This window comes from Paenibacillus sp. JT31N7, assembly GCF_059692095.1.
Window position 1 is genome coordinate 284199 of record NZ_JCAUAT010000001.1, and the last position, 20973, is coordinate 305171.

The window sequence follows — 20973 nt, forward strand, 5'->3', positions numbered from 1 at the left end:
TTGGCTTACGTCTATATCATTGAGAATAACCAAACGACGAAAGTAACCGTGCAAGCCGTCATTCAAGCCCCTGTCGAGAAGGTATGGCGCTATTGGACCGAACCGGATCACATCACGAGGTTTCGTCGATCAAGGGAATGAGACGAAGGTCATTGAAACGTTCGACGCGGAAAGCTCCAATCCCGTCGAGTTCCAGCAAGCAGGCTGGCAAGCGATCCTGAACAATTTCAAAGCCTACTCCGAACAAAACTAATCATCGCGAAGAAGACGCCTGGGAAGTTGCCCGGCGTCTTTCTTTTTGAACCCTAGTACGAGCGTGCTCTCCGTTAGCCTTAATCTTGTGCCGCATCTATGTTCATGTAGTTAATGGCCCACAGATGACCGTCCAAGTCTACGAAGCCCCAATGATACATGAACCCATGATCTTCAGGTTCAGCGTGCAATTTCCCGCCCAAGGAGACCGCGGTATTCACGATTTCATCGACTTTTTCCCGGCTCTCGAAAGCCAATGCGATCGTCATCTGCGCATACTTGCTCGTATCGACGGTTTCCTTCTCCGTGAGCGTATTAAAGAATGCTTGATTGATCAGCATGACCTGCAGGTTGTCGCCGATCACGATGGCTACCGAATTCTCGTTCTCGGGGAATTGCGGGTTGAGCTCGAATCCGATTCCGGTGAAGAACGCTTTCGATTGTTCTACGTTTTTTACAGGCAGGTTGAAGCTCGTGAATGCGGACGTTAATGCCATTTTCAAAACACCTCTTCGTCAAATTAGTTTGTGTTCATTTATGCCTTCGTTTATATAGACGACATCCGATCTGGGAATTCATCGGTCTCATGGATTCGGAAGCGTAAATTTTGAAAAATAACTTGATATTGAGTTCGGATACCCGCCATTCCCGTAAGGTTGCTGATTCTTATTGTGCAGGGATAAAGATTGAACCTCTTTAAAAAGGAATTCGTCTGAATATATGACAATTAAAGGGTGGGTATCGAGTGACGGAACAGGTGTTCTTGTTAAATATTCACTAACTACTAATCCAGCCAGTCGTTATTCTTCATGAAATGATCCATATCCGTAACAAAGTAACTGAACTCGTAGTCCTGAAATTCGTCCGGTGGGATATTTACTAGTGAGTGAGCTTTCTAGCGTAAAAAATTCTGTTCTTCTACAATTTTATGTATCCATAATTTGTGAATCCATATAATTATAGCTCAATGAAGGAGGATGAAAAAAAGACACGGGATGACCCTCCGTGTCCTGCAATTCTGTTTAGCCCTATAGATTGTACTCTGTTAAAAGTTAAAGCCGCAGCCCTATCTCAGATGAAGCTCAATCACCGTATCGCTCTCATCCGGAAGCCTGGATCCGGCAAGATTAATGAAGGCGCCGTTCTCAATGTCAGAGTATTCCAGCGCCATCCATGGAACTTCTACCTTAAGTTCGGTCCCATCCCGCAGCAGTCTGGCTTTCTCAATCTTGCCCTTCAACCCTTCGAAGTAAATTGGGCCTATCCCCCGGTCATATACATGGGCATACAGCCTGTTCCCGTTCTGGGTGTAGCGGCCCCACTCGGGCTTCGGCAAATCGGCCGCCTTACAGCCATAAATGCTGTCACCGTTCAGTCTCAGCCATTCCCCTACTTCGTCCAGCACCTCCAGTGTCTCCCGGTTGATCTCGCCCTTCGCATCCGGGGCCACGTTAAGCAGCAAGTTCCCGTTCTTGCTGACGCATTCGACCAGGGTACGGATCACCTGCTTGGCTGACTTGTAGTTCTTGTCCGCAGCATGATAACCCCAGTTATCGTTAAGGGTGATACACGCTTCCCAAGGGACAACCTCCCCTTTCTCATCCACGATGCCACCAGGTGGAATGATCTGCTCCGGGGAGAAGAAATCCCCGGCATATTCCTCGGGTTCTGCCGCCCGGATATTACCGCCCAGGCGGTTATCAATGATGATATCCGGCTGGATGGAACGAATCATCCGAATCAGCTCGGTCGCTCTCCATTTCTCGCCGGTCATATCATCATAGGAGAAATCGAACCACATGATGTCAATCTTGCCGTAGTTCGTGAGCAACTCCTTCACCTGACCATGCATGTAGTCCAGATATCGGTCGAAGTCGATTGGCTTGTTCTTGGCCGCTTCATTGTCCCGATCCGGGTGCGCTTTGTCCCCATATCCCGGGTAATCGTCATGATGCCAGTCGATGATCGAATAATACAGTCCGACCATAATGCCCTCCGCGCGAAAAGCATCCACATATTCACGAACCAGGTCTCGTCCAGCCGGGGTGTTCGTCGCCTTGAAATCCGTCAGCTTGCTGTCGAACAGACAGAAGCCGTCGTGGTGCTTGGTCGTCAGCACCGCATACTTTTGCCCTGCAGCCTTGGCGGCCTTCGCCCATTTCTTCGGTTCATACCGGGATGCGTCGAACTCTTCAAAATACACTTGATACTGCTCATAACTCATCCGCTCGTTGCCTCGAATCCATTCTCCCCTGGCGGGAATGGAATATAATCCCCAGTGAATGAACATGCCGAACCGGTCCTGCAAAAACCACCGGGTCCTTTGCTCTCTTGTGCTCATGCGACAATCCCCCGTCTCCCATGAAGTGATTTTAAATACACACAATGGCTGAAAAGACTACTCCGGATGCGGAACGTTCTTGTGATCGCTGTTGTCCCCAGATTTCTGGGTTATACCGCTTAGCGAGTGAAATCCGGGACAAAGGCGAACGCTGCGCTTCTTCAGAATCGTTCCGCTCCCTCCGTTGCTTAGCATAAAGTTCATTAGTTCCCGCTTAATCAAGTATGAAACAAAGCCGCGACTCCGATCAGGCCGACGTCGTCCCGCAATCCCGCAGGCACGATCTCATACGTGCCACGGTATGGCTTCATGACCAGCTTCCCGGTCTCCGCCTTAAGCGCCGGGAACAGCAGGTCGCCTGCCTTGCTTACGCCGCCGCCGATTACAATCCGGTCGGGATTGAAGGTATGAATCGCGTTGGCCAAGCCCAGCGCCATGTAATGAACCGCCCGGTTCACCACTTCGGCGGCGATGGGGTCACCCTGACGGTGAGCTTCGAACACATGCTTGGCCGAGATCTCTTCACCGCTTGCAGCCGCCAGTTCTCCAATCACGGACGGGTTGCTCAGCATAAGTTCCAGCGCCGAGTTGCGGATGGCGGTTCCTGAAGCGTACATCTCCCAGCAGCCATTGTTCCCGCAGATGCATGCCGGCCCATCCGGCACAACAATGTTATGGCCCAGCTCCCCGGCAAAGGAAGTCGCGCCCAGGAGCAGCTTCCCGTCGAGGACAATGCCCGCACCGATGCCTGTACTGAACGTGATGTAGACCATGTTCCCGGAGCCTTTTCCCGCACCCCGGACATACTCGCCCCATGCCGCTGCGTTCGCGTCATTAACGACCTCCACCACGACGCCAAGTGCGTCTCCCATCCACTTTTTCAGAGGAACGTTGTTCCATTCCGGCAGGTTCGTGCCCTGAAGCACGATACCGTCCTTACTGTTCACGGTCCCAGGCGAGGCCAGACCTACGCCGCATATCGGGTGTTCCATGGACACGGAATGAATCATCTCCACCATGCGCTGCACGACTTCTTCCGCTGTGCGGGCGCTCGCCGTCTCCATGCGTTCACGGTTCAATATCTCACCGTCAGCATTAAAGAGAGCTGCGGCGATCTTTGTTCCACCAAGGTCAATTCCCACTACATATTTGTCTGTGTTCTGCAAATCAATCACCTATTTTCAGATCTGTATGGATGGGACTTAAGGCAACGTTCGCTCTATATTTCATTCATTTCTTCCCCGCTTTACCCGCTGCCCTGGTTGACACATTGCTGTTGACGCTTTCAGCTTGCTTTATCTGCTTGCCGTTGCTTCATGCAGATTTAGGAACAATGCCTGCGGCACTAGCCGCATTAATGGCCCGGATCTCGGCTATCATCGTCTCCAGATCAAGCTTGCTGTACACAAAGCTGCGGCTGTGCGGCCGGACCATCACATGGACCGGAATCTGCACAGCCCCTACAACCTGGCGGATCAATCCGATGCCCGGCGTCAACCCGCCTTCGGTAACGGCCGTAATCAACTCCAGCCGATTTACCCCATTTTCTTCAGCCTTAACGCATCGTCAATACAGGTAGCGATGACTTCCAGGATCATAACGAACCCTCCTGTTTCCGGGATTCATTTACGGATACGTCCCTTGATACAATCCCTGCTGCATCCCTTGATGTATTCTCTGACACATCCTCTGATACGTTCTCTGTTGCATTCCTTGCTCCATTCCCTGGTGCCTTTCCCGTGTCACACTTCCGGGCATAATTCACCGCATAATCAGCCAGCAGTCTTGCGCCATACCCTGTCGCTCCCGCCTCTGCGTAACCGACATCCTGCTTGTACTGTACCGTGCCGGCCATATCAATATGGACCCAGTTCATGGATTTGTCGACGAACCGCCGAATAAATAACGCTGCTGTGATGGCGCCAGCCAGCGTAGAGGTGCCCACGTTACGCAGGTCGGCATAATTGCTTCTCAGCTCGGATTCATAATCATCCATAAGCGGCATCGGCCACAGCCGCTCGCCATTATGCTCGCCAATCTGGGCCAGCTCGCGCGTCATATCGGCATCGCCCCATATGCCGGCGATCCCGAGTCCCAGCGCATCTCCGACATTGCCCGTTAGCGTGGCAATGTCGATCACCTGCGCTGCACCAAGCCCGGCCGCATGGATCAGCGCGTCTGCCAGCACGAGCCGGCCTTCTCCATCCGTATTTGCAATTTGAACGGTCAAGCCGTTCGGATAAGCAATCACGGATGAAGGTAGCGTGGCGCGGGCATCCGGCAGGTTATCGGCCACGGCGATCAGGGCCGTGACCCGGACCTTGGCCTGCTGCCGGACCAGAATGTCCAGCGCGCCGATGACGGCGGCCGCTCCGCCCATATCCATTCGGGCATCACTGATGTCCCGGCCCGTCTTCGCGTTCATGCCGCCCATATCGAAGGTGATGGCTTTGCCGACCAAGGCTAACATTGGGGCATCCGGGCAGGCTTCGTACCTCAGCTCGATTAGCGCAGGAGCGTGCTTGCTCCCGGCACCCACTGCAAGCAGGCCGTTCATGCCGCGCTCAGTTAGCTCCTGTCCCCGGTAGACATAAATATTTACCGGCCTGTCTTTGAAGAGATCCCGCGTCCATTCCACAAAAGAATCCGGGTTCAACGTACCCGGCGTCTCATTCACCCAGTCCCGGGTCAGATTTGTCGCCTCCGCCCGGTGGATGGCCGTCTGAATGACCGAATTCAGCCCGGCCGCAGAAAGTTCAGGCCAATCTGCGGACCGCAGATTCAACTGCACAGTGCCGCTTATTTTCGTGGCATTTCTATATTTATCGAACCGGTATAATCCAAGCAGCCAGCCCTCAATCCAGGCCTGCAGCCACGCGGCCGTTGATTCTATGCTTTCACTGCCTTCAACTCCAATTACTGTGCCCGGATGTCTGAGCAGCGTTGCGCTGCCCCGCCCTTCCTGCAGCAGAGTCCGTGCCGCGGCGCCCCCGGCGCGGCGTACCCATTCCAACGTCCCGGCACAGCGCTCCCCCATTCCGGCGGCGAGCACATCCGCTTCACCTGCAGAACGGGCGTACAGCCAGGTCATGGTGCCCTGCCGCTTGCGCGCTTCATTTAGCGCATAGGGAAGCGATTCCCCCGCATATGCCGGATGAATGAGAACATCCTCCAGTTCAGTCATATCTAGTGTAATGTGCATGGCGATCCTTTCCTTAGGCATTGTAATAAGCCGCCTAATCAGGCTTCATTATAGAGATGGCAGGCAACCTGATGTCCGGGTTCCACCTCCCGGAACACCGGCTCCTGCTGCCTGCAAATATCCATGCAGGCCGGACAGCGGTTATGGAACCGGCAGCCGGAAGGCGGATCAACCGGACTCGGCAAGTCCCCTTTCAAAATAATGCGCTCCCGCTTCTGATTCGGATCAGGAACCGGCACGGATGACAACAACGCCTGGGTGTACGGATGAAGCGGACGGTCATAGAGCGTGTCTTTATCCGCCGTCTCCACCAGTGTGCCAAGGTACATAACCCCTATGCGGTCGCTAATATGTTCAACGACACTCAGATCATGGGAAATGAACAGATAAGTCAGGCCGTACTCCTCCTGCAGATCCTGCATCAGGTTCAGCACCTGGGACTGGATGGACACATCCAGTGCCGAGACTGGTTCATCCGCCACGATCAGGCTCGGACGTACGGACAGCGCCCGGGCAATCCCGATCCGCTGCCGCTGGCCACCGCTAAACTCATGCGCATAGCGCTCGGCATGAATGCTGCTGAGGCCTACTGTCTCCAGCAGTTCCCGGGCCAGCTTATCCCGTTCCTTCACGCTGAGCTTCGTATGGATCAGCAGCGGTTCAGCCACAAGTTCCTTCACTTTCATCCGCGGATTGAGCGATGCGTATGGATCTTGAAAGACCATCTGCATATCTTTGCGCATTGGACGCATCTGGTTGTCGGAAAGGTTGCTGATATTCTGTCCGTTGAACCATATTTCACCGCTTGTTGGCTTCAGCAGCCGATTCACAAGCCGCCCGGTCGTAGACTTCCCGCAGCCGCTCTCCCCGACCAGACTAAACGTCTCCCCTTTGCGTATAGCGAAGGACAGACCATCCACTGCGCGCAAGTATTTGGCCGCGCCGAACCAGCCCTTTTTCACGGCAAAAGATTTGCGCAGCCCCTTTACCTCAACCAGCGGAGTCTCTGTGTGTGACTGTATCATTGGTTGTCTCCCCCTTCCGGTGTATCCATTTGCGTCAACCAGCAGCGGCTTTTGCGTTGCTCCTGTCCTTCCACAGGCAGAAGCTCCGGTTCCTGAAGACACCGCTCCATCGCATACGCACATCGCGGCATGAATTTGCAGCCTGGAGGCATCGCACTTAAGTCAGGCACATTGCCCTGAATGGATTCCAGACGGCGAACCTTCTGGCGCAGCTTGGGAACGGATTGGATCAGGCCTTTGGTGTACGGATGCTGGGGATTTGCGAATAACTCTTGAACCGGTGCCTCTTCCACAACCCGTCCCGCATACATAACAACCACCCGGTCACACATTTCCGCCACAACACCGAGATCGTGTGTAATCAACAGCATGCCCATCTCCTGTTCTTCCTTCAATCGTTTCATCAGGTCCAGAATCTGCGCCTGGATGGTCACATCTAGCGCCGTTGTCGGCTCATCGGCAATAAGCAGCTTCGGGCCACACGACATGGCCATCGCAATCATCACGCGCTGCCTCATTCCGCCGGACAGTTGATGCGGATATTCATCGGCCACGTCCTCCGCTCGGGGAATCCCGACCAGCTTCAGTGTATGAATGGCGTGCTCCCGTGCACGCTTCCGGCTGTATCCGAGATGCAGCATAACCGGCTCCTCCAATTGACGTCCGATTCGCAGCACCGGGTTCAGGGAGGTCATCGGCTCCTGGAAGATCATCGCCAGTTCATTGCCACGGAACTTCCGCATCTCCTTCTCCTGAATCTGAGTCAGGTCGGTGCCTTCGAACCGGACTGCCCCGCCAGCAATCCTTCCCGGTGTATCCTTGAGTAGGCGCATAATCGATAAGGAAGTCACACTTTTTCCGCAGCCACTCTCACCGACCAGCCCCAGCACTTCACCTCTATTGATGTGAAAATCAATGCCGGACACTGCCATTACGCTTCCGCCATCACGTCTGAACTCGGTCTTCAATCCTTCCACTTCAAGCAGTCTGGGTGTCATGGCCCTGTCCCCCTTTAATTTTTCGTCTTGGGATCCAGCGCATCACGCAGTCCGTCCCCAACCAGGTTAAAAGCAAGTACAGCCAGAAAGATCGCTACCCCGGGAAAATACACAATGTGCGGAGCGATGCTCAAATAGTCGCGCCCCATGCTCAGCATCGCGCCCCAGTCCGGTTCGGTCGGCTTCGCCCCCATACCCAGGAAACTCAAGGAGGATGCCGCCAGAATCGCACCGCCGATCTTCATCGTTACGTTCACGATCACACTCGGCATGGTCTGCGGAAAAATATGCTTCCATACAATGCGCGCGTTCTTCGCGCCCATCGAGCGGGCTGCTTCCACAAATAAAGTCTCTTTGGCGCTTAAGGTGACACTGCGGATAATCCGTGCAAATGACGGCGTGCCAAACACGGCAACGGCAATGACCACATTGGACAGTCCCGGGCCCAGAATCGCCACAATTCCGATGGCCAGCAGCAGATCCGGGAAGGAGAACAGCACATCGCTGCCCCGCATGATGAGCCGGTCGAGCCAGCCTCCGTAATATCCGCTGAGCAATCCAAGCACGGTACCCAGCACAGCGGCAATCAGCACGGAACTCAAGCTGACCGCCAAGGTCAACCTTGTTCCGTCAAGCAGACGGCTCAGGATATCCCTGCCATATTCATCGGTTCCGGCCCAATGCGCGGCGGATGGACCAGTCATGAGCGCATCATAATCCGGCACATTCGGATCATAAGGTGTAAGATGCGGACCGAAGATCGCTATAATCGTCAGAAAAATAATAAAAATGCCTGCTGCAAGCGACGCTCTCTGCTTGCAGAACTTGCTGAAGAACTCCGCTGCACGGCCTTTGGTCGGCTTCGTCACTAGGGTCACACCGGCCCCTGAGGAGTCGGCTCCCATCACCGTTGTATTGTTGTCCATCCTGTTCCCCTCCTAGCTAGACGCATACCTGATTTTCGGATTCAGAACACCGTACAGCATATCAACGATAAGATTAATAAGTATGAATTGGGTCGCAAACAGCAGTAGCAGCGCTTGAATCACGGTATAATCCCGAAAAGAAATCGAATCCACAAGCAGCCTTCCAAGACCCGGAATACTGAATACCGTCTCCACCATCACGGAGCCGCCCAGCAGGAACCCGAATTGCAGACCCGCCACAGTGACAACCTGAATCAGCGAGTTGCGCAGCGCATGCCGTCCAACCACGATGAACTCTCTAAGCCCTTTCGAACGTCCCGTCCGGATATAATCTTCCCGCATCGTCTCCAGCATGGATGAGCGGGAGAACCGGGCAAGCATGGACATAATTCCCGCTCCAAGTGTGAGGGAAGGCAGGACATAGGACTTCCAGGAATCCACTCCGCCGGTAGGGAACCAGCCGAGCTGTACCGAGAAGATCTGAATCAGCACCAGCCCCAGCCAAAAGCCTGGGATCGAGATGCCTGAAATTGCGGTCAGCATGCCCACGTAATCCGGCCACCGGTTCCGGTTAACCGCAGTGATCGTACCAATCAGCAGACCGATGATTAATGCCCAGCCCAAGCTCAAAAACGTTAAAATAAGGGTTGGCGTCAATCTGCTCATCAGCATGTCGGATACCGGCAGGCCGGACCGCAGAGAACTGCCCAGATCGCCATGCAGCAGCTTGCCCATATAATTGAAATATTGCTGCCATAGCGGCAGATCCAGCCCGAGTTGTGCCCGTATGCCGTTAATCTCCTCCAGTGTGGCTTCCTTGCCCGCGACAAGCCGGGCCGGATCGCCGGGGATTAAGTGTATGAACATGAAGACCAGCACCGATACGACAAACAGCAGCGGAATGACTCCAAGTAGTCTTTGTAGCGCGTATCTTCCCATCATGTGAGCCCCCTTCATTGAACAAGTACATAAGAGGGGCCGCTCCTCAGCTACAGACAGAAACGGCCCCTTGCTTTGCATCAACAACCCCAAGCTATTGCTTGTTTAGTGCTTCCAGCTTTTTACTTTCTGCTTCTAGCTTCCTGCATCTTGCTTTCATCTTCTGCTTCATCTTGTATCTTGCTCCTGCTTCTTGCTCCCTGCTCGTATCACCGGACTTGTTCGTCCTTAGGTAACGATTACTTCACTTCCACATCACGAACGGTGATGGAGCCGTCCGGTAATACTTTTACGCCGCTCAGGCTGGCTCTCTTGCCTGAAATCACCTGATCCACACCCATGAAGGCCCATGGGGCATCCGCCCAGATTGTTTTTTGAATATCCGCATAAATGGATTTCGCTTTTTCTGGATCGGTCGCCTTGTTGGCATCGGCAATCCATTGATCCACGTTCGGATTTTTATAGTACGCCGTATTGGCTCCTGCCGGAGGGAACATTTCGCTGCTGAACAGACCTCTTGTAGCGCCGTCTGCATCACCGGAAGACGGGGACCAGCTTACATACCACATTTGGATCTTGGCCTGCTCTGGTGTAGCAGCGGAGTTAATCTGCTCAGACAAGGTACCGCCTTCCATCGACTTCACATCCAGCTTGATGCCAACAAGAGCCAGTTGCTGCTGAATGAACTGCATGCCTTTCATTGTCTCGGAATCATTCTCGCCCCAGATCTCGGCCGTGAAGCCATCAGGATAACCGGCTTCTGCAAGCAGGCTCTTTGCTTTCTTCACATCGTAGTCGTAGCCGCTCTGCTGGGAGTAGTACTGCGTCTTGGAAGACATGGTAGAATCCAGCTTCACACCCAGACCGGATTTGACGACTTTGATGTAAGCTTCTTTGTTAATCGCATAGTTAATCGCTTGACGAATCTTCACATCATCGAACGGCTTCTTCATCGTGTTGAGTGTGACGTAACGGACAATTGTGGAATCCGTTTTATCTACCACAATATTGCTGTCCCCCTCTACTTGGGAGACTTGTTCAGTTGGCATCGGATAGATGAAATCCGCTTCCCCTGTCTTCAGCATCGCAATCCGGGAACCATTCTCCGGTACCGGCTTGAAGGTGATGCTCTCCACCTTCGGCAGATCCTTTTGCCAGTAATCCGGGTTCTTCACCACCACTAGGCGGTCGCCCTGCACCCATTCCTTAAATTTGAAAGAACCTGTACCTACCGGATTTTTACCGATATTCTCGCCCTGCTCCTTCAGTGCTTTAGGGCTTACGATCAGGGCCATCGCCATTTTGTTCAGGAAGGCGTTATATGGTTCGCTTAAGGTGATGACTACGGTTTTGGCATCCGGGGCCTCAACTTTGCTGACTTTGGCGAAGCTCTTGCGCATCTTCAGGTTGTTCTTCTCATCACGGATGCGGTCCAGATTCACCTTAACTGCTTCGGCGTTGAAATCCGTACCGTCGTGGAATTTGATGTTCTGCTTCAATGTAAACGTGTATACCAGACCGTCATCACTAATTTTGTAGGAGTCGGCCAGCACTGGAACGACTTTCATGTTCTCGTCGAACCCCATCAGGCCTTCAACCATGGTTCTTGCTCCGGTAATCGAATGAGTATCGCTCGTGTTGTGAGGGTCCAGTGTAATAAAGTTGGCATTAATGGCAATAACAACATCTTTTTTGTTTTTGGATACGGTCTTAGTACCTTCACTCTTGCCCGTATTCGCACTTTCCTTGCCAGTCTCCGTATTGCCTCCGCAGCCTGCGGCAACTACCGCGAAGATAAGCAGCAGCATTAGTGTGGACCACATTTTCCCTTGTACCTTCATTCGTCTCACTCCTCAAAAGTAGTTAATATAGAATCGCTCCATGTCCGGGATGCTTACTTGCAGGATTGGAGGTTATTCCCTGGATGAAGGCTTCAGTTCGAACACCGCCCGGCGTTCTCCCACTTCCGTTCCCCCGTCATTGACGATGGAATTTGGTACAAGCTTGTATAAGCGGTTAATTGTCTCTTGATTACTGTAGCCGAGGCGCTCGAGGATCGAAGCGATAATGCACGGCCACACCTGTTCGGAACCGTCGGACACCTTAAGGGAGATTCCGAGTCTTTCGTTTCTCAGCCCAATGCCGTACACTCCCTTTGCGCCGCCTTTGGCCGACAGGTTCGGGTCCTTGAGCAGCTCCGAGCAAACGAACCGGGTATCCGCGATCATATCGGGGTACTCATTCATCAGCCGGGCGATCCGGGCCGCCGCCTCCCGTGTCTCCTTATCTTCAATGAGGTCCGGACAGGCCAGCTTCAGGAAGGAATAGGCGATCTTGTGCAGCGGTAGTGCAAAGATCGGCAGTCCGCAGCCGTCAATCCCTTGCGGGATCGAAGCTTCGGGAACCTCTGCAATATAAGCAAGGGTCTCCACAATCTCCTTCTGAACAGGATGCTCAGGCTCGTAATACGTCCGCTCATCCCAGCCCATATGCTTGCTCAGCGCAATAAGTCCGGTATGCTTGCCCGAGCAGTTATGGAAGATTCTCCGTTTAGGTTCGCGGTCCCGGTGGCGCTCGGCCTTCGCATCTTCATTGAGCGGATACGACTCACAGCAGTGCAGCCCTTCCTCCTTGATGCCTGTCTTCAGAAGCATGGATTCCAGCGCATCAATATGAAAGCGCTCTCCACGATGAGATGCAGCAAACAAGGCCGCCTCCTGTCCGGTGAGTCCGTACACCTCGTCAACTTTTCTTTTCATAACCGGAAGCGCCTGGAACGGCTTGGCAGCCGACCTTAGAAACGTGAGATGTTCAGGGTCGCCTGCCGAATAGAGGATTCGGCCCTTCTCATCCACGATGCTGACCGCTCCGTAATGCACGTTCTCCAGCACACCGCCTCGGTATTCCTCAACTAATGGTGTAAATCTCATCGTTGTCCCCTCCTTAATGTCCAATCCTGCTCTCCCTCTGCTTAACTTCTCTGACTTATTCCAATGCAAAAAAACAGTTTTGCGAAATCAATCCCGAGCCGATGACTACGCCCTGCTCATGCAGTTCAGACTTCAGAATCCGAAAGGCACCCCTGAGGGGCTCCCACACATATTTCGAATAACACAGGTCGACCACCTCATCGAGGATCTCCGGGAATTTGTCGGTCAGTTCCCCGCTAAGGATGACACTGTCCGGGTTGTACATGCAGACCACATTGTTAATGGTGATCGCCATGTACATGAGCGCGCGTTCGATCAGATGCAGTGCCCAGCGTTCCCCTGCCTTCTTGGCTTCAAAAAGGTCCTCGATCGAGCGCACCGGCCGGATCTTATTCGCTTCCGACAGCAAGGATTTGATATTGATGTAAGTCTGTAGGCAGCCCGCCTTCCCGCAGTCGCACAGCATGCCGTTCGGATCAATCGTCGTATGGCCGATTTCACCGGCGCTATTCGTCCTGCCCCGGTAGATCTCCCCTTCCATGATGAACGCCGAACCTACTCCATTTCCGAAGCCAAGCAGGACGGTCCGCTGTGAGCCAATCGCCGCGCCCTTCATATGCTCGGCCAGGGCCTTGGCCTTGAGCTCGTTGTCCACCGCCACATCATAACCGGTGATTTCTTTAAGCCGTTCAGCAAGCCGGACATTTCTCCAACCGAGCTGTACGGAGAACATAACTTCTCCCGTGTCATTATCTATAATCCCGGGAAGGCCTACACCAACTCCGATGATCCGCTCACAGTCGATCTCATTGGATTTCGTAAGCTGGTCAATCTCTGTTCCAACGCGTTCCAGCGTAACTTCGGGACTCTCTTCCACTGACCGCGGATATTGGCTCATGGCTACAACATTGCCCTGCAAATTCACAATGCCGATATTCACTTGATGGCGGTCCAGCTCAACGCCTACCGAGAGCACGGCGGCATCTACCATTTCAAGCAGCGTGGACTTCCTGCCGAGCCCGGCAGAGACCTGTTCGGACTCCAGCAGATACCCTTCCTCTGCAAGATCCGCCACAATTCGGCTTACCGTAGTTGGGCTCATCCCGGTCTGCTTGGCAATGGAAGCCCGGGAGATGGGCTGCTGGTGCTTGATGATCTCAAACACCGTCAGCCGATTCTGGCGTTTCATAAAATCCTGATCATGTTTTTTCACTATTCATTCTCCATTACTTTTACCAATGAATTAATTAATGAGGATTTTGACTGTAAACTGATGTTTTTAACGGATATCCAACGAAAATTCTGTCTATTTTTCTTTATATTCTCCAGTGATATTTATAATAATAATCACAGCCTTATATGGTGTCAATATAAATAACATGAATTATGAATAAAAATTTTAAAGCAAAATGTAAGCGATTAAATTTAATTGGAATTTTATTTTAATAACCAAAATGATTATTAAGCCGCTTAAACATAACATGAATATGACATAGAAAGCTTTTTTTAGGCTTCATAACCGCAAGTGACTAGGATACACACGGTCAATTGAATCTTGAATTTCAATAGATTTTAGCTGGATGTGTAAGGTGATATGACTAGTAGGTAAGATTTTTACCACGGAGAAATTAATTGTGAGGTAATGGAATTCTACTGCCGGAAAGCTAGGCGAGAAGCTGCGTTGAGAGAAAGTCTTAAGGCCCCTCTATAGAAGCTTAAGGAAATCTTTATCTTTTTCCCACATCATCTTAAATGTTGTGCTTTAGCTTTGAGAGGTAGGACAAAGACCAGCAGAGCGTATCTTATTCCTTTCCATGAGATTGTCACTTATTTCGAGTAAGCCACCCTGCACAGCTGGGTGAATTTCGCCGGGAACATCCTGAGCTTCATGCCCTTCGGCATGAAGCTGCCGCTTCTGTTAAGAGGCATGTCGAATCCTTGGTCCAAGGTGTTCATGCTGTCCTTCACCTTCAGCCTGGGGTGGGAGACTTCCCAGTTAATCCTGACCATCGGCACGTTCGACGTGGATGATCTGATTTTGAACACATTTGGGGGCTTGTTGGGGCATGAGGTGCTGAGATGGTTGCAAATATATATTGCACCCAAGAAAGCCCCGGGCACTCTTCAATAAAAAGATCGCTAAAGCGCTTGGCATTAGCGATCTTTTTAGTTCGCCACTTCTTAAGGAGAGGCTCTTCCCGCGAAGGCTTGGCCTTGATGGAAAGGAGTGTTAGAATGCTTTCATAACAATGCATTGAGAATTATCTTCAATTACGGTTAACGATTACGCGACTTTTAAGCATATAGGTTCTTGTCATCCGACAAATGTTGTCGGAATGTTGTTGCTTAATATATCTAACTATCTATCGCTGGATATACCTCGAATCTTCGTTCGATGAAATGTTGAATAACCGCCCCGTAAAGGGGCGGTTTTCTTATGCTTGCATGAATGCTTCTAACGGCTCCAGAGTCGAGAACGTCTTCTTTGCATCCTTCTTCCGTTGCTCATTATAGAGTTTGAGCAACTCTGCGAATGATTCAGCTTTAATTTTCGTATAACTCGATTTGGTGTATCTGTTTATGTGCGTCTTTTGCCCTTCCTCTTCAACCCACTCGTAAACCACGTCATATTTGTCCCTCAGATTCTTCAAATGAAGTGCCCGACGCAACACTGCAAAGTGTTCTTCAATGGCTTCATCGCATTCCTCCACAATCTTTTCGTATGTGCAGCCAACTCGCATCAGAATCTCCAATGCCCGTTCATCGCCGTATCTCGCGAGAAATTCCTTCAACGAAACCAGCGCATATAGCGTTATTTGTTCCTTGTCATTCGGATTCTTGTATTCATAACAGCCTACAACCAAATTGCGGTCGGTCAATTCCTCCTTACTGAATTGCATATTGAACAAATACTCGAGTGACTTCTGCTTCATAACGGTTTCCAACATATGTTCTTTATCAATCTTGATGCCCGTTGGCACCCACGGAAACGGTAGTTGGCCGTTACTTTCACGCGATAAGCTGCCCCTAACATTCAAAATCGGCAGACCCGTAGCAATTGCGTACGACCTGTTATATCCTTTGCCCGCGAATATTTCCTGTTCTTCTCGCATGTGTCCTGCCCCTCCTTTTAGTACCAAGTTCCATTCGGCGGCGCGTAGTGCCACCAGTTGTCTGCGAAGTGAATCTCCGTTCGTAGACTATTGCATATCCATAAAGCTACCACTTTTTTGTGTTGGTCTACTATTTGTTCATCACTGCTGTTTTTCAATAACCCGGAAGATATTTCTGGGACAAATTGTATCATATTAGAACCATAAGTTCATCTAATGGTTGCGTTATCCTGCCCGTTGGCTAATGTCGGCTGCCAGTCTACAACTTTATTTTCACGGTCTAATGCTTTATTTTTCAGTCTAACACCTTATTTTAATAGAACAATTAGACTGCTATTGGGTTTCGTTGCTATTCCAAATGTTCTAATCCCCACTATCTTTTTACACGACAAGAACATTATTTTATTGAGTAAACGTTTCTGTTAGAATTCCGTACTTTCGAAAACGTTGACCTACGCTGACTCGCTATTGGTGGCTTGGCTTAAGCCTTTCCAAGCAGGATTTCTACCTGTTAATCTAAGCTTGGTCGCACCGAAAGTTGAGTTATTAATAATTGCGCGTTTGGAGTCTAAACGTCAAATAACCCCCATCTGACTCAACAGACGGGGATTATTTGACGCTTGCGTTAAGCTCTTTTTTTGCCGAGAAGTTGGGCAAAAACCTCTTCCAATGTTAAGGTCGTTTGCTCGATATGTTCTTCGCAACGCCAACACACAAAACCGTCTGGGCGAACGAGAACAACGCTTTTTTCCTTGGCTTGATAAGCATTCTGCCAGCCATGATCTTTGTCAATGAAATCTCCATTCTGTCCTACGCTATAAGTATTGATTTTGACACCAAACTGCCCGGATACGTATTTCGCCGCATCCTCCCATCCCTCGGCTTTTACCCCTACAAACAAAACAAATCCTAATCCTAACAAGTCAAGCGTGGAACATTCCTTACCTTGATATTCGCCCCAGATATGAGGGGCCCGTGTACCGAGGCGTCCCTTTAGTTCAAAATGATCAAGCGATGAAGGAGCGGCATCCTGTTTAAGGATGGCTTTGGATTCGTAATGATAGCCAACCGATACAATCAGATCATCAAACGGAGATGTTCTCTTTTCCGTCTGTTTTTTCATGGCCGAAAACACACCCGTGTCGGCGACTCGCCCGGCCTCTGAAACCGTCATTTGGGCGACGGGACGACGTTCAGCCTCATAAGTTTTCAACAGTTCAGGGCTGGCCGCTTTATGAACGGCTGCTGCCAATTTCCATGCCAAGTTATGAGCGTCTTGTACACCCGTATTGGCTCCGTAACCTCCAGTCGGCGGCATGAGGTGAACTGCATCCCCAATTAAAAAGACGCGATCCCGTTGAAATTGCTCAGCGACCTTTTCCGCTGCTTCCCAAGGCAGCACACTCAATATCTTTACTTGGAGATCCGGTAAATCAATCGCCTTTTGTATGACTTCCCGGCATCGTTCTTCTGAAAAATGAGCAGCAGTCTCACCGCCTTCAAAATCATAAGAAACGTGATAGCACCAACGGTCACGATTATTAATGGCAAGCAACACGCCTGCCGCCCCGGTACGTGTGATGTTGCACGCACTGAATTCGCGTCCCTTTACAAAATGTTCGAGATCTGCTTCAAAATAAATATTAATGATATGACCGTGCGAATTCATTTCGGTCATCTTGATGTTCAGCATTTGACGAACCGGGCTTTTTGCACCGTCAGCAGCAATCATATAGTTTGCTACTATGGTTTCTTCAACACCCGTTGTACGATTGAGAACGGTAGCCCTAACATGGTCTTCATTTTGTTCAAAAGCAGTCAATTCCGTATGAAACCGCAGATCCCCCCCACGTTCGCGAGCTGCTTCAAGCAAGATGGGCTCGACCAGATTTTGTGTAGCACGGACGCTGGAAGCAGGACTTATCTCTTTAAGGGTAGCAAAATATGATTTCACAGACTCTGGCAGTATTTTGGGGATATCCATTTTTTCCGGATCAAACTCTGCCTCTCTTAATGTATGGGCCGTGTACCACCCTTTGCCTTTGGCCAATTGCGCACCGATCTCTTCGATTGCTTTATCCAACCCCAGTTCTCGATATAATTCTATTGTCCGAAAGTTTAAGCCCCGCGCCCTTGGATGAATGTTCGTTTTTTGATGACGTTCAATAAGTACATAGGGTACGCTATGCCGCGACAAGAATAACGCTGCGGAAAGACCGGCCAATCCCCCTCCGACAATCAATACAGGAACATTAGTGATTTTTTTAGACATCATATCCAATCCATCCTTTCTGTCCTATTCTCTCCAATTGTTTTGACTAAACCATGTACTTCTGTCGCCGGTAACTCTGCGCCCTCCTCCTTAACAGTGTTACATTGATTTTTACTATAACGGTGTTAAGGGGAATTTGTCAAGCGAGTATACAAAAATAATGTAACACTGTTAAGTTCGCTTGTTATGTCTTATAATTAAACAAAAGAGGTGCGAACATGGAAGATCATTTGAAACTAAGTGAAAGACAACAGGAAATCGTCGAAGCGGCGCTTGAATTACTGGCTGAAAAAGGATATGACGAATTATCTATTCGTGATATTGGAAAAAAGCTAGGTGTCAAAGCCCCGGCCATTTACTGGCATTTCAAAAACAAAGCCATGATTGTGGACTACATGGCCGAGCATATCTTACAAAAAAAGATGGGAAATTTCGTTCCAAGGGAAAGGGAGCAGTCCTGGCAGGATTGGCTGATTGAACATATCACATTGTTTCGTAAGGCTATGCTCTCTTATCCTGATGGCGGGCGTGTGATAGCCGGCGCGCATCCTTTTCCCCATGGAACTTTAGCGAAGTTTTTGGAAGTTTCTTTTGCCTCCCTTCGCAGTGCAGGAATGGATATACGAACAGCCAGAATTGTTATGCTTACCGTTATTCGTTATACATTTGGCTGTGTGATGGAGGAACAGGCGGACGAGCAAAACTGGGAAACGCTGCCCGAGCGTACAATAAACAGCGGCGAATTAACAAACATTATGGAAGCTATTAATGTCGGCGGTACGGATGACGAAAATTTCATGACAGGGCTTAAATTAATTGTCGCAGGTGGAAATGAAGCGATGGCATCCGACAAATTTTTTTGAAATACTGTTACCGCTCGTTCCCCGCCGTCCCCACTGCCTAAATGAAAAAGCCGCCCGTCGCAACGACGGACGGCGGTTTTTTTGTTTAAAATCAAGCGTCGCAAGGCTTCCCGAAAATAATCGATAAAGTCCGGCTTGTTTTACCTGACATGCTGGGCGAGCTATGCAAAAAATACGGAACAGATACTCAATACGTCGCTTTTGGAGCAAACTGACCTTGATTCTTTAGAGCATAGTCAAAGAAACGAAGGATAAGTTCATTTTGAGTTTCAATCGCATAATAGGTATCGATATCTGCTTTTCTGCCTTCTTGCAGCAGGTTTGCCAATATAGGCGAGAATAAAGGTAGATCGGTTAAACTTAAATGTTTTGCGCCTTTAAAATGAACATTGTATGCACCTTTGAAATTTTCATTCGAAATTCTATTCGCGATATACGAAGAACTGCTGTCGAGCTGTATCCACACATCATCCGAATAAACGTTAAGAAGCGGGATGGTATAAGCTTCGGATTTTGCAGTTAATTCGTTTGTAACTTTATCATATACAAGCTCGCTAAAGAACGGAGCATCTATATTTACTACGGCGTCAATGTCATCGCGTTCTCTGCTCAATGCTACGCTTGCCGCACCCCCCATAGAATGACCGAACACGCCTATTTTCTGTGTATCGATGCGTTCATATACAGAATCTTTTTTTTGCGCGGCTTGTTCCAGAATCGTATCCATGACAAAATCCATATCATCCGTTCGCAATTTCATCCATTTTTGAGTAAGCTCGAAAAACTCACCAAGCGAATAAACCCCTTCTTTATTTGCATTCTTGACTTCTTGTATGTACTCGGAATTAATCGTCACGACCTTTCCATCCTCGGAAACGGTATAAAAAGAATGATAGGGATGGTCAATCGAAACGACGACATAACCGTGGCTCGCAAGTTCTGTAAAGGTAGAAGTGTTGCTTGTTTTAATACCGAATGCTCCATGGGAGAAAACAAGCAAAGGATAGGTTCCGTCTGCCTGTTCAGGATACCAAAATTCCACGTTAACAAACCGATTGTCTCCCTTATCCGTAAATTCCTCGATGCGATTCTTGTCCATATAGCTGTAAGTGGCGGTCGCCACTGCATACGGACCTGTCACTTGCGGCAGCCTATGCTGGGGAAAAAGTAAAACAGGAACAAGGGTACCGACTACGGTCAGTGCTAACAAGAGGAATTTCCATATCGTAGAAAAAACTTTGTAACGCGGTGTATGTGTTTGTTTGCGCAGGAGTGCAATAATTTCCTTGAACGCTAATATAAAGAGGAAGCCTGCAAACAGCCCCCAAGTGTACTTCCATACGACAACTTTCCCCAAGATCAGCATCACGAATCCTATAAGCATTGCGATTCTCGTCCAACTCTTTATCTTGCTGCGGCTTTGCTTGGTTGCAATGGAATAAACGGCAATTGCCAGCTCAAAGACCAACGTAACAACAAGTATTAAAATCTGCATAAGACTTCTCTGCTCCTCCTCCACCTTTTTATGAGTTCATCATAATAAATGGCCGAGCAGGTGTATACGCATAAACGATAAGCTGTAGCTGAGAGCCAATAGGTTGTAAAAAACAATGCAATCAAGTGTATTTTGCTGCGAATACGACTTTATTTAGGGCAGTTTGTGTATATCTTCTAAACCTCGTTTTTAAATGTTTTTAGTCTTTCATTGATCTTTTGAGCTTCCTTTTTGTCATTCTTATACGACAGTAGACGAACGATAGCGTATACTGCGGCAATTTCCAAAGCCAATAATAGTATACCGAAAGTGCTGTATACGAGATTCAATATGACAGCCAGAGAAATTAATAGGGCTTCCAGAAAAAGGAAATGCAAAATCACTCGGATGCGCATTTTATTCTCGCTAATCGCATACGGCGTATATAAAATGATTCCGGTCAAAGCACCCAGAAAAGAGAAAGCCATAATTGTAAAAATCGTCTTTAATTCGAAACTTGCATCAGGAGCATGGATTTGCCGCAAAATAGCGATGATTATAATGATGGAGGCAAATATAATTAAGAAATCTCTAATCATTTCTTTAATGAGCTCGGAATACTTCATGTAGTTCCCCCC

At 49.7% G+C, this 20973-nt stretch carries 18 protein-coding genes and 2 pseudogenes; 3 read left to right on the forward strand and 17 right to left on the reverse strand.

The window, feature by feature from the left end:
* The first annotated feature begins 18 nt into the window (after positions 1-18).
* A pseudogene (locus AC58P5_RS01285) lies at positions 19-253 on the forward strand (SRPBCC family protein).
* Positions 254-332: 79 nt separating this feature from the next.
* Here AC58P5_RS01285 and AC58P5_RS01290 read toward each other — a convergent pair.
* The 13 genes and pseudogenes from AC58P5_RS01290 to AC58P5_RS01350 form a co-directional block, all read right to left on the reverse strand.
* Complete coding sequence (locus tag AC58P5_RS01290; RefSeq protein WP_217563010.1) at positions 333-749, reverse strand: VOC family protein; 417 nt, start codon at positions 747-749, stop codon at positions 333-335.
* Positions 750-1036: 287 nt separating this feature from the next.
* Positions 1037-1126: an aminoglycoside 6-adenylyltransferase gene (locus tag AC58P5_RS01295; RefSeq protein ID WP_497386001.1), complete on the reverse strand. Its 90-nt coding sequence runs from the start codon at positions 1124-1126 to the stop codon at positions 1037-1039.
* Between the two features lie 192 nt (positions 1127-1318).
* Positions 1319-2593, reverse strand: a complete 1275-nt coding sequence (locus AC58P5_RS01300) for an alpha-L-fucosidase (RefSeq protein WP_497384106.1) — start codon at positions 2591-2593, stop codon at positions 1319-1321.
* A gap of 218 nt (positions 2594-2811) precedes the next feature.
* Positions 2812-3768, reverse strand: a complete 957-nt coding sequence (locus AC58P5_RS01305; protein WP_497384108.1) for an ROK family protein — start codon at positions 3766-3768, stop codon at positions 2812-2814.
* A gap of 154 nt (positions 3769-3922) precedes the next feature.
* Positions 3923-4191, reverse strand: a pseudogene (locus AC58P5_RS01310) (copper homeostasis protein CutC); the annotation flags it as partial.
* Positions 4188-5816 (reverse strand): leucyl aminopeptidase family protein, encoded by a 1629-nt coding sequence (locus AC58P5_RS01315; RefSeq protein ID WP_497384109.1) that lies wholly within the window; start codon positions 5814-5816, stop codon positions 4188-4190. The pseudogene AC58P5_RS01310 and the gene AC58P5_RS01315, both read right to left, overlap by 4 nt.
* Positions 5817-5833: 17 nt before the next feature.
* Entirely contained in the window at positions 5834-6820 is a 987-nt protein-coding gene (locus AC58P5_RS01320; RefSeq protein ID WP_497384110.1) for an ABC transporter ATP-binding protein, read from the reverse strand.
* Positions 6817-7818, reverse strand: coding sequence for an ABC transporter ATP-binding protein (locus AC58P5_RS01325; protein ID WP_497384112.1), 1002 nt, complete (start codon positions 7816-7818; stop codon positions 6817-6819). Before AC58P5_RS01325 ends, AC58P5_RS01320 begins: the two co-directional genes overlap by 4 nt.
* Before the next feature lie 14 nt (positions 7819-7832).
* Positions 7833-8744, reverse strand: coding sequence for an ABC transporter permease (locus AC58P5_RS01330; RefSeq protein ID WP_497384113.1), 912 nt, complete (start codon positions 8742-8744; stop codon positions 7833-7835).
* A gap of 12 nt (positions 8745-8756) precedes the next feature.
* Positions 8757-9683, reverse strand: coding sequence for an ABC transporter permease subunit (locus tag AC58P5_RS01335; RefSeq protein WP_497386002.1), 927 nt, complete (start codon positions 9681-9683; stop codon positions 8757-8759).
* Positions 9684-9922: 239 nt separating this feature from the next.
* The gene (locus tag AC58P5_RS01340) at positions 9923-11524 is read right to left on the reverse strand and encodes a glutathione ABC transporter substrate-binding protein (protein WP_497384114.1); all 1602 of its coding nucleotides are present in this window, start codon (positions 11522-11524) and stop codon (positions 9923-9925) included.
* Between the two features lie 72 nt (positions 11525-11596).
* Positions 11597-12613 carry an asparaginase gene (locus tag AC58P5_RS01345; RefSeq protein WP_042234427.1) on the reverse strand — a complete coding sequence of 339 codons (1017 nt, stop codon included), beginning with the start codon at positions 12611-12613 and terminating at the stop codon, positions 11597-11599.
* 55 nt (positions 12614-12668) lie between these two features.
* Positions 12669-13826: an ROK family protein gene (locus tag AC58P5_RS01350; RefSeq protein WP_497384116.1), complete on the reverse strand. Its 1158-nt coding sequence runs from the start codon at positions 13824-13826 to the stop codon at positions 12669-12671.
* Between the two features lie 645 nt (positions 13827-14471).
* Between AC58P5_RS01350 and AC58P5_RS01355 the strand changes: the two genes are divergently transcribed.
* Positions 14472-14744, forward strand: a complete 273-nt coding sequence (locus AC58P5_RS01355; RefSeq protein WP_497384117.1) for a VanZ family protein — start codon at positions 14472-14474, stop codon at positions 14742-14744.
* Between the two features lie 304 nt (positions 14745-15048).
* Here the strand turns inward: AC58P5_RS01355 and AC58P5_RS01360 are convergent, their stop codons facing one another.
* Positions 15049-15726: a hypothetical protein gene (locus AC58P5_RS01360; protein WP_497384118.1), complete on the reverse strand. Its 678-nt coding sequence runs from the start codon at positions 15724-15726 to the stop codon at positions 15049-15051.
* A 625-nt stretch (positions 15727-16351) separates the two neighbouring features.
* Positions 16352-18001, reverse strand: a complete 1650-nt coding sequence (locus AC58P5_RS01365) for an FAD-dependent monooxygenase (RefSeq protein WP_497384119.1) — start codon at positions 17999-18001, stop codon at positions 16352-16354.
* A 215-nt stretch (positions 18002-18216) separates the two neighbouring features.
* Here AC58P5_RS01365 and AC58P5_RS01370 point away from each other — a divergent pair, with 215 nt between their 5' ends.
* On the forward strand, positions 18217-18861 hold the full coding sequence (locus tag AC58P5_RS01370; RefSeq protein WP_497384120.1) for a TetR family transcriptional regulator: 645 nt from the start codon (positions 18217-18219) through the stop codon (positions 18859-18861).
* Between the two features lie 187 nt (positions 18862-19048).
* Here AC58P5_RS01370 and AC58P5_RS01375 read toward each other — a convergent pair whose 3' ends face one another.
* Both AC58P5_RS01375 and AC58P5_RS01380 read right to left on the reverse strand, forming a co-directional pair.
* Entirely contained in the window at positions 19049-20356 is a 1308-nt protein-coding gene (locus AC58P5_RS01375; protein ID WP_497384121.1) for an alpha/beta hydrolase family protein, read from the reverse strand.
* A 176-nt stretch (positions 20357-20532) separates the two neighbouring features.
* Positions 20533-20961 carry a DUF3021 family protein gene (locus tag AC58P5_RS01380; protein ID WP_497384122.1) on the reverse strand — a complete coding sequence of 143 codons (429 nt, stop codon included), beginning with the start codon at positions 20959-20961 and terminating at the stop codon, positions 20533-20535.
* Between the last annotated feature and the right edge of the window lie 12 nt (positions 20962-20973).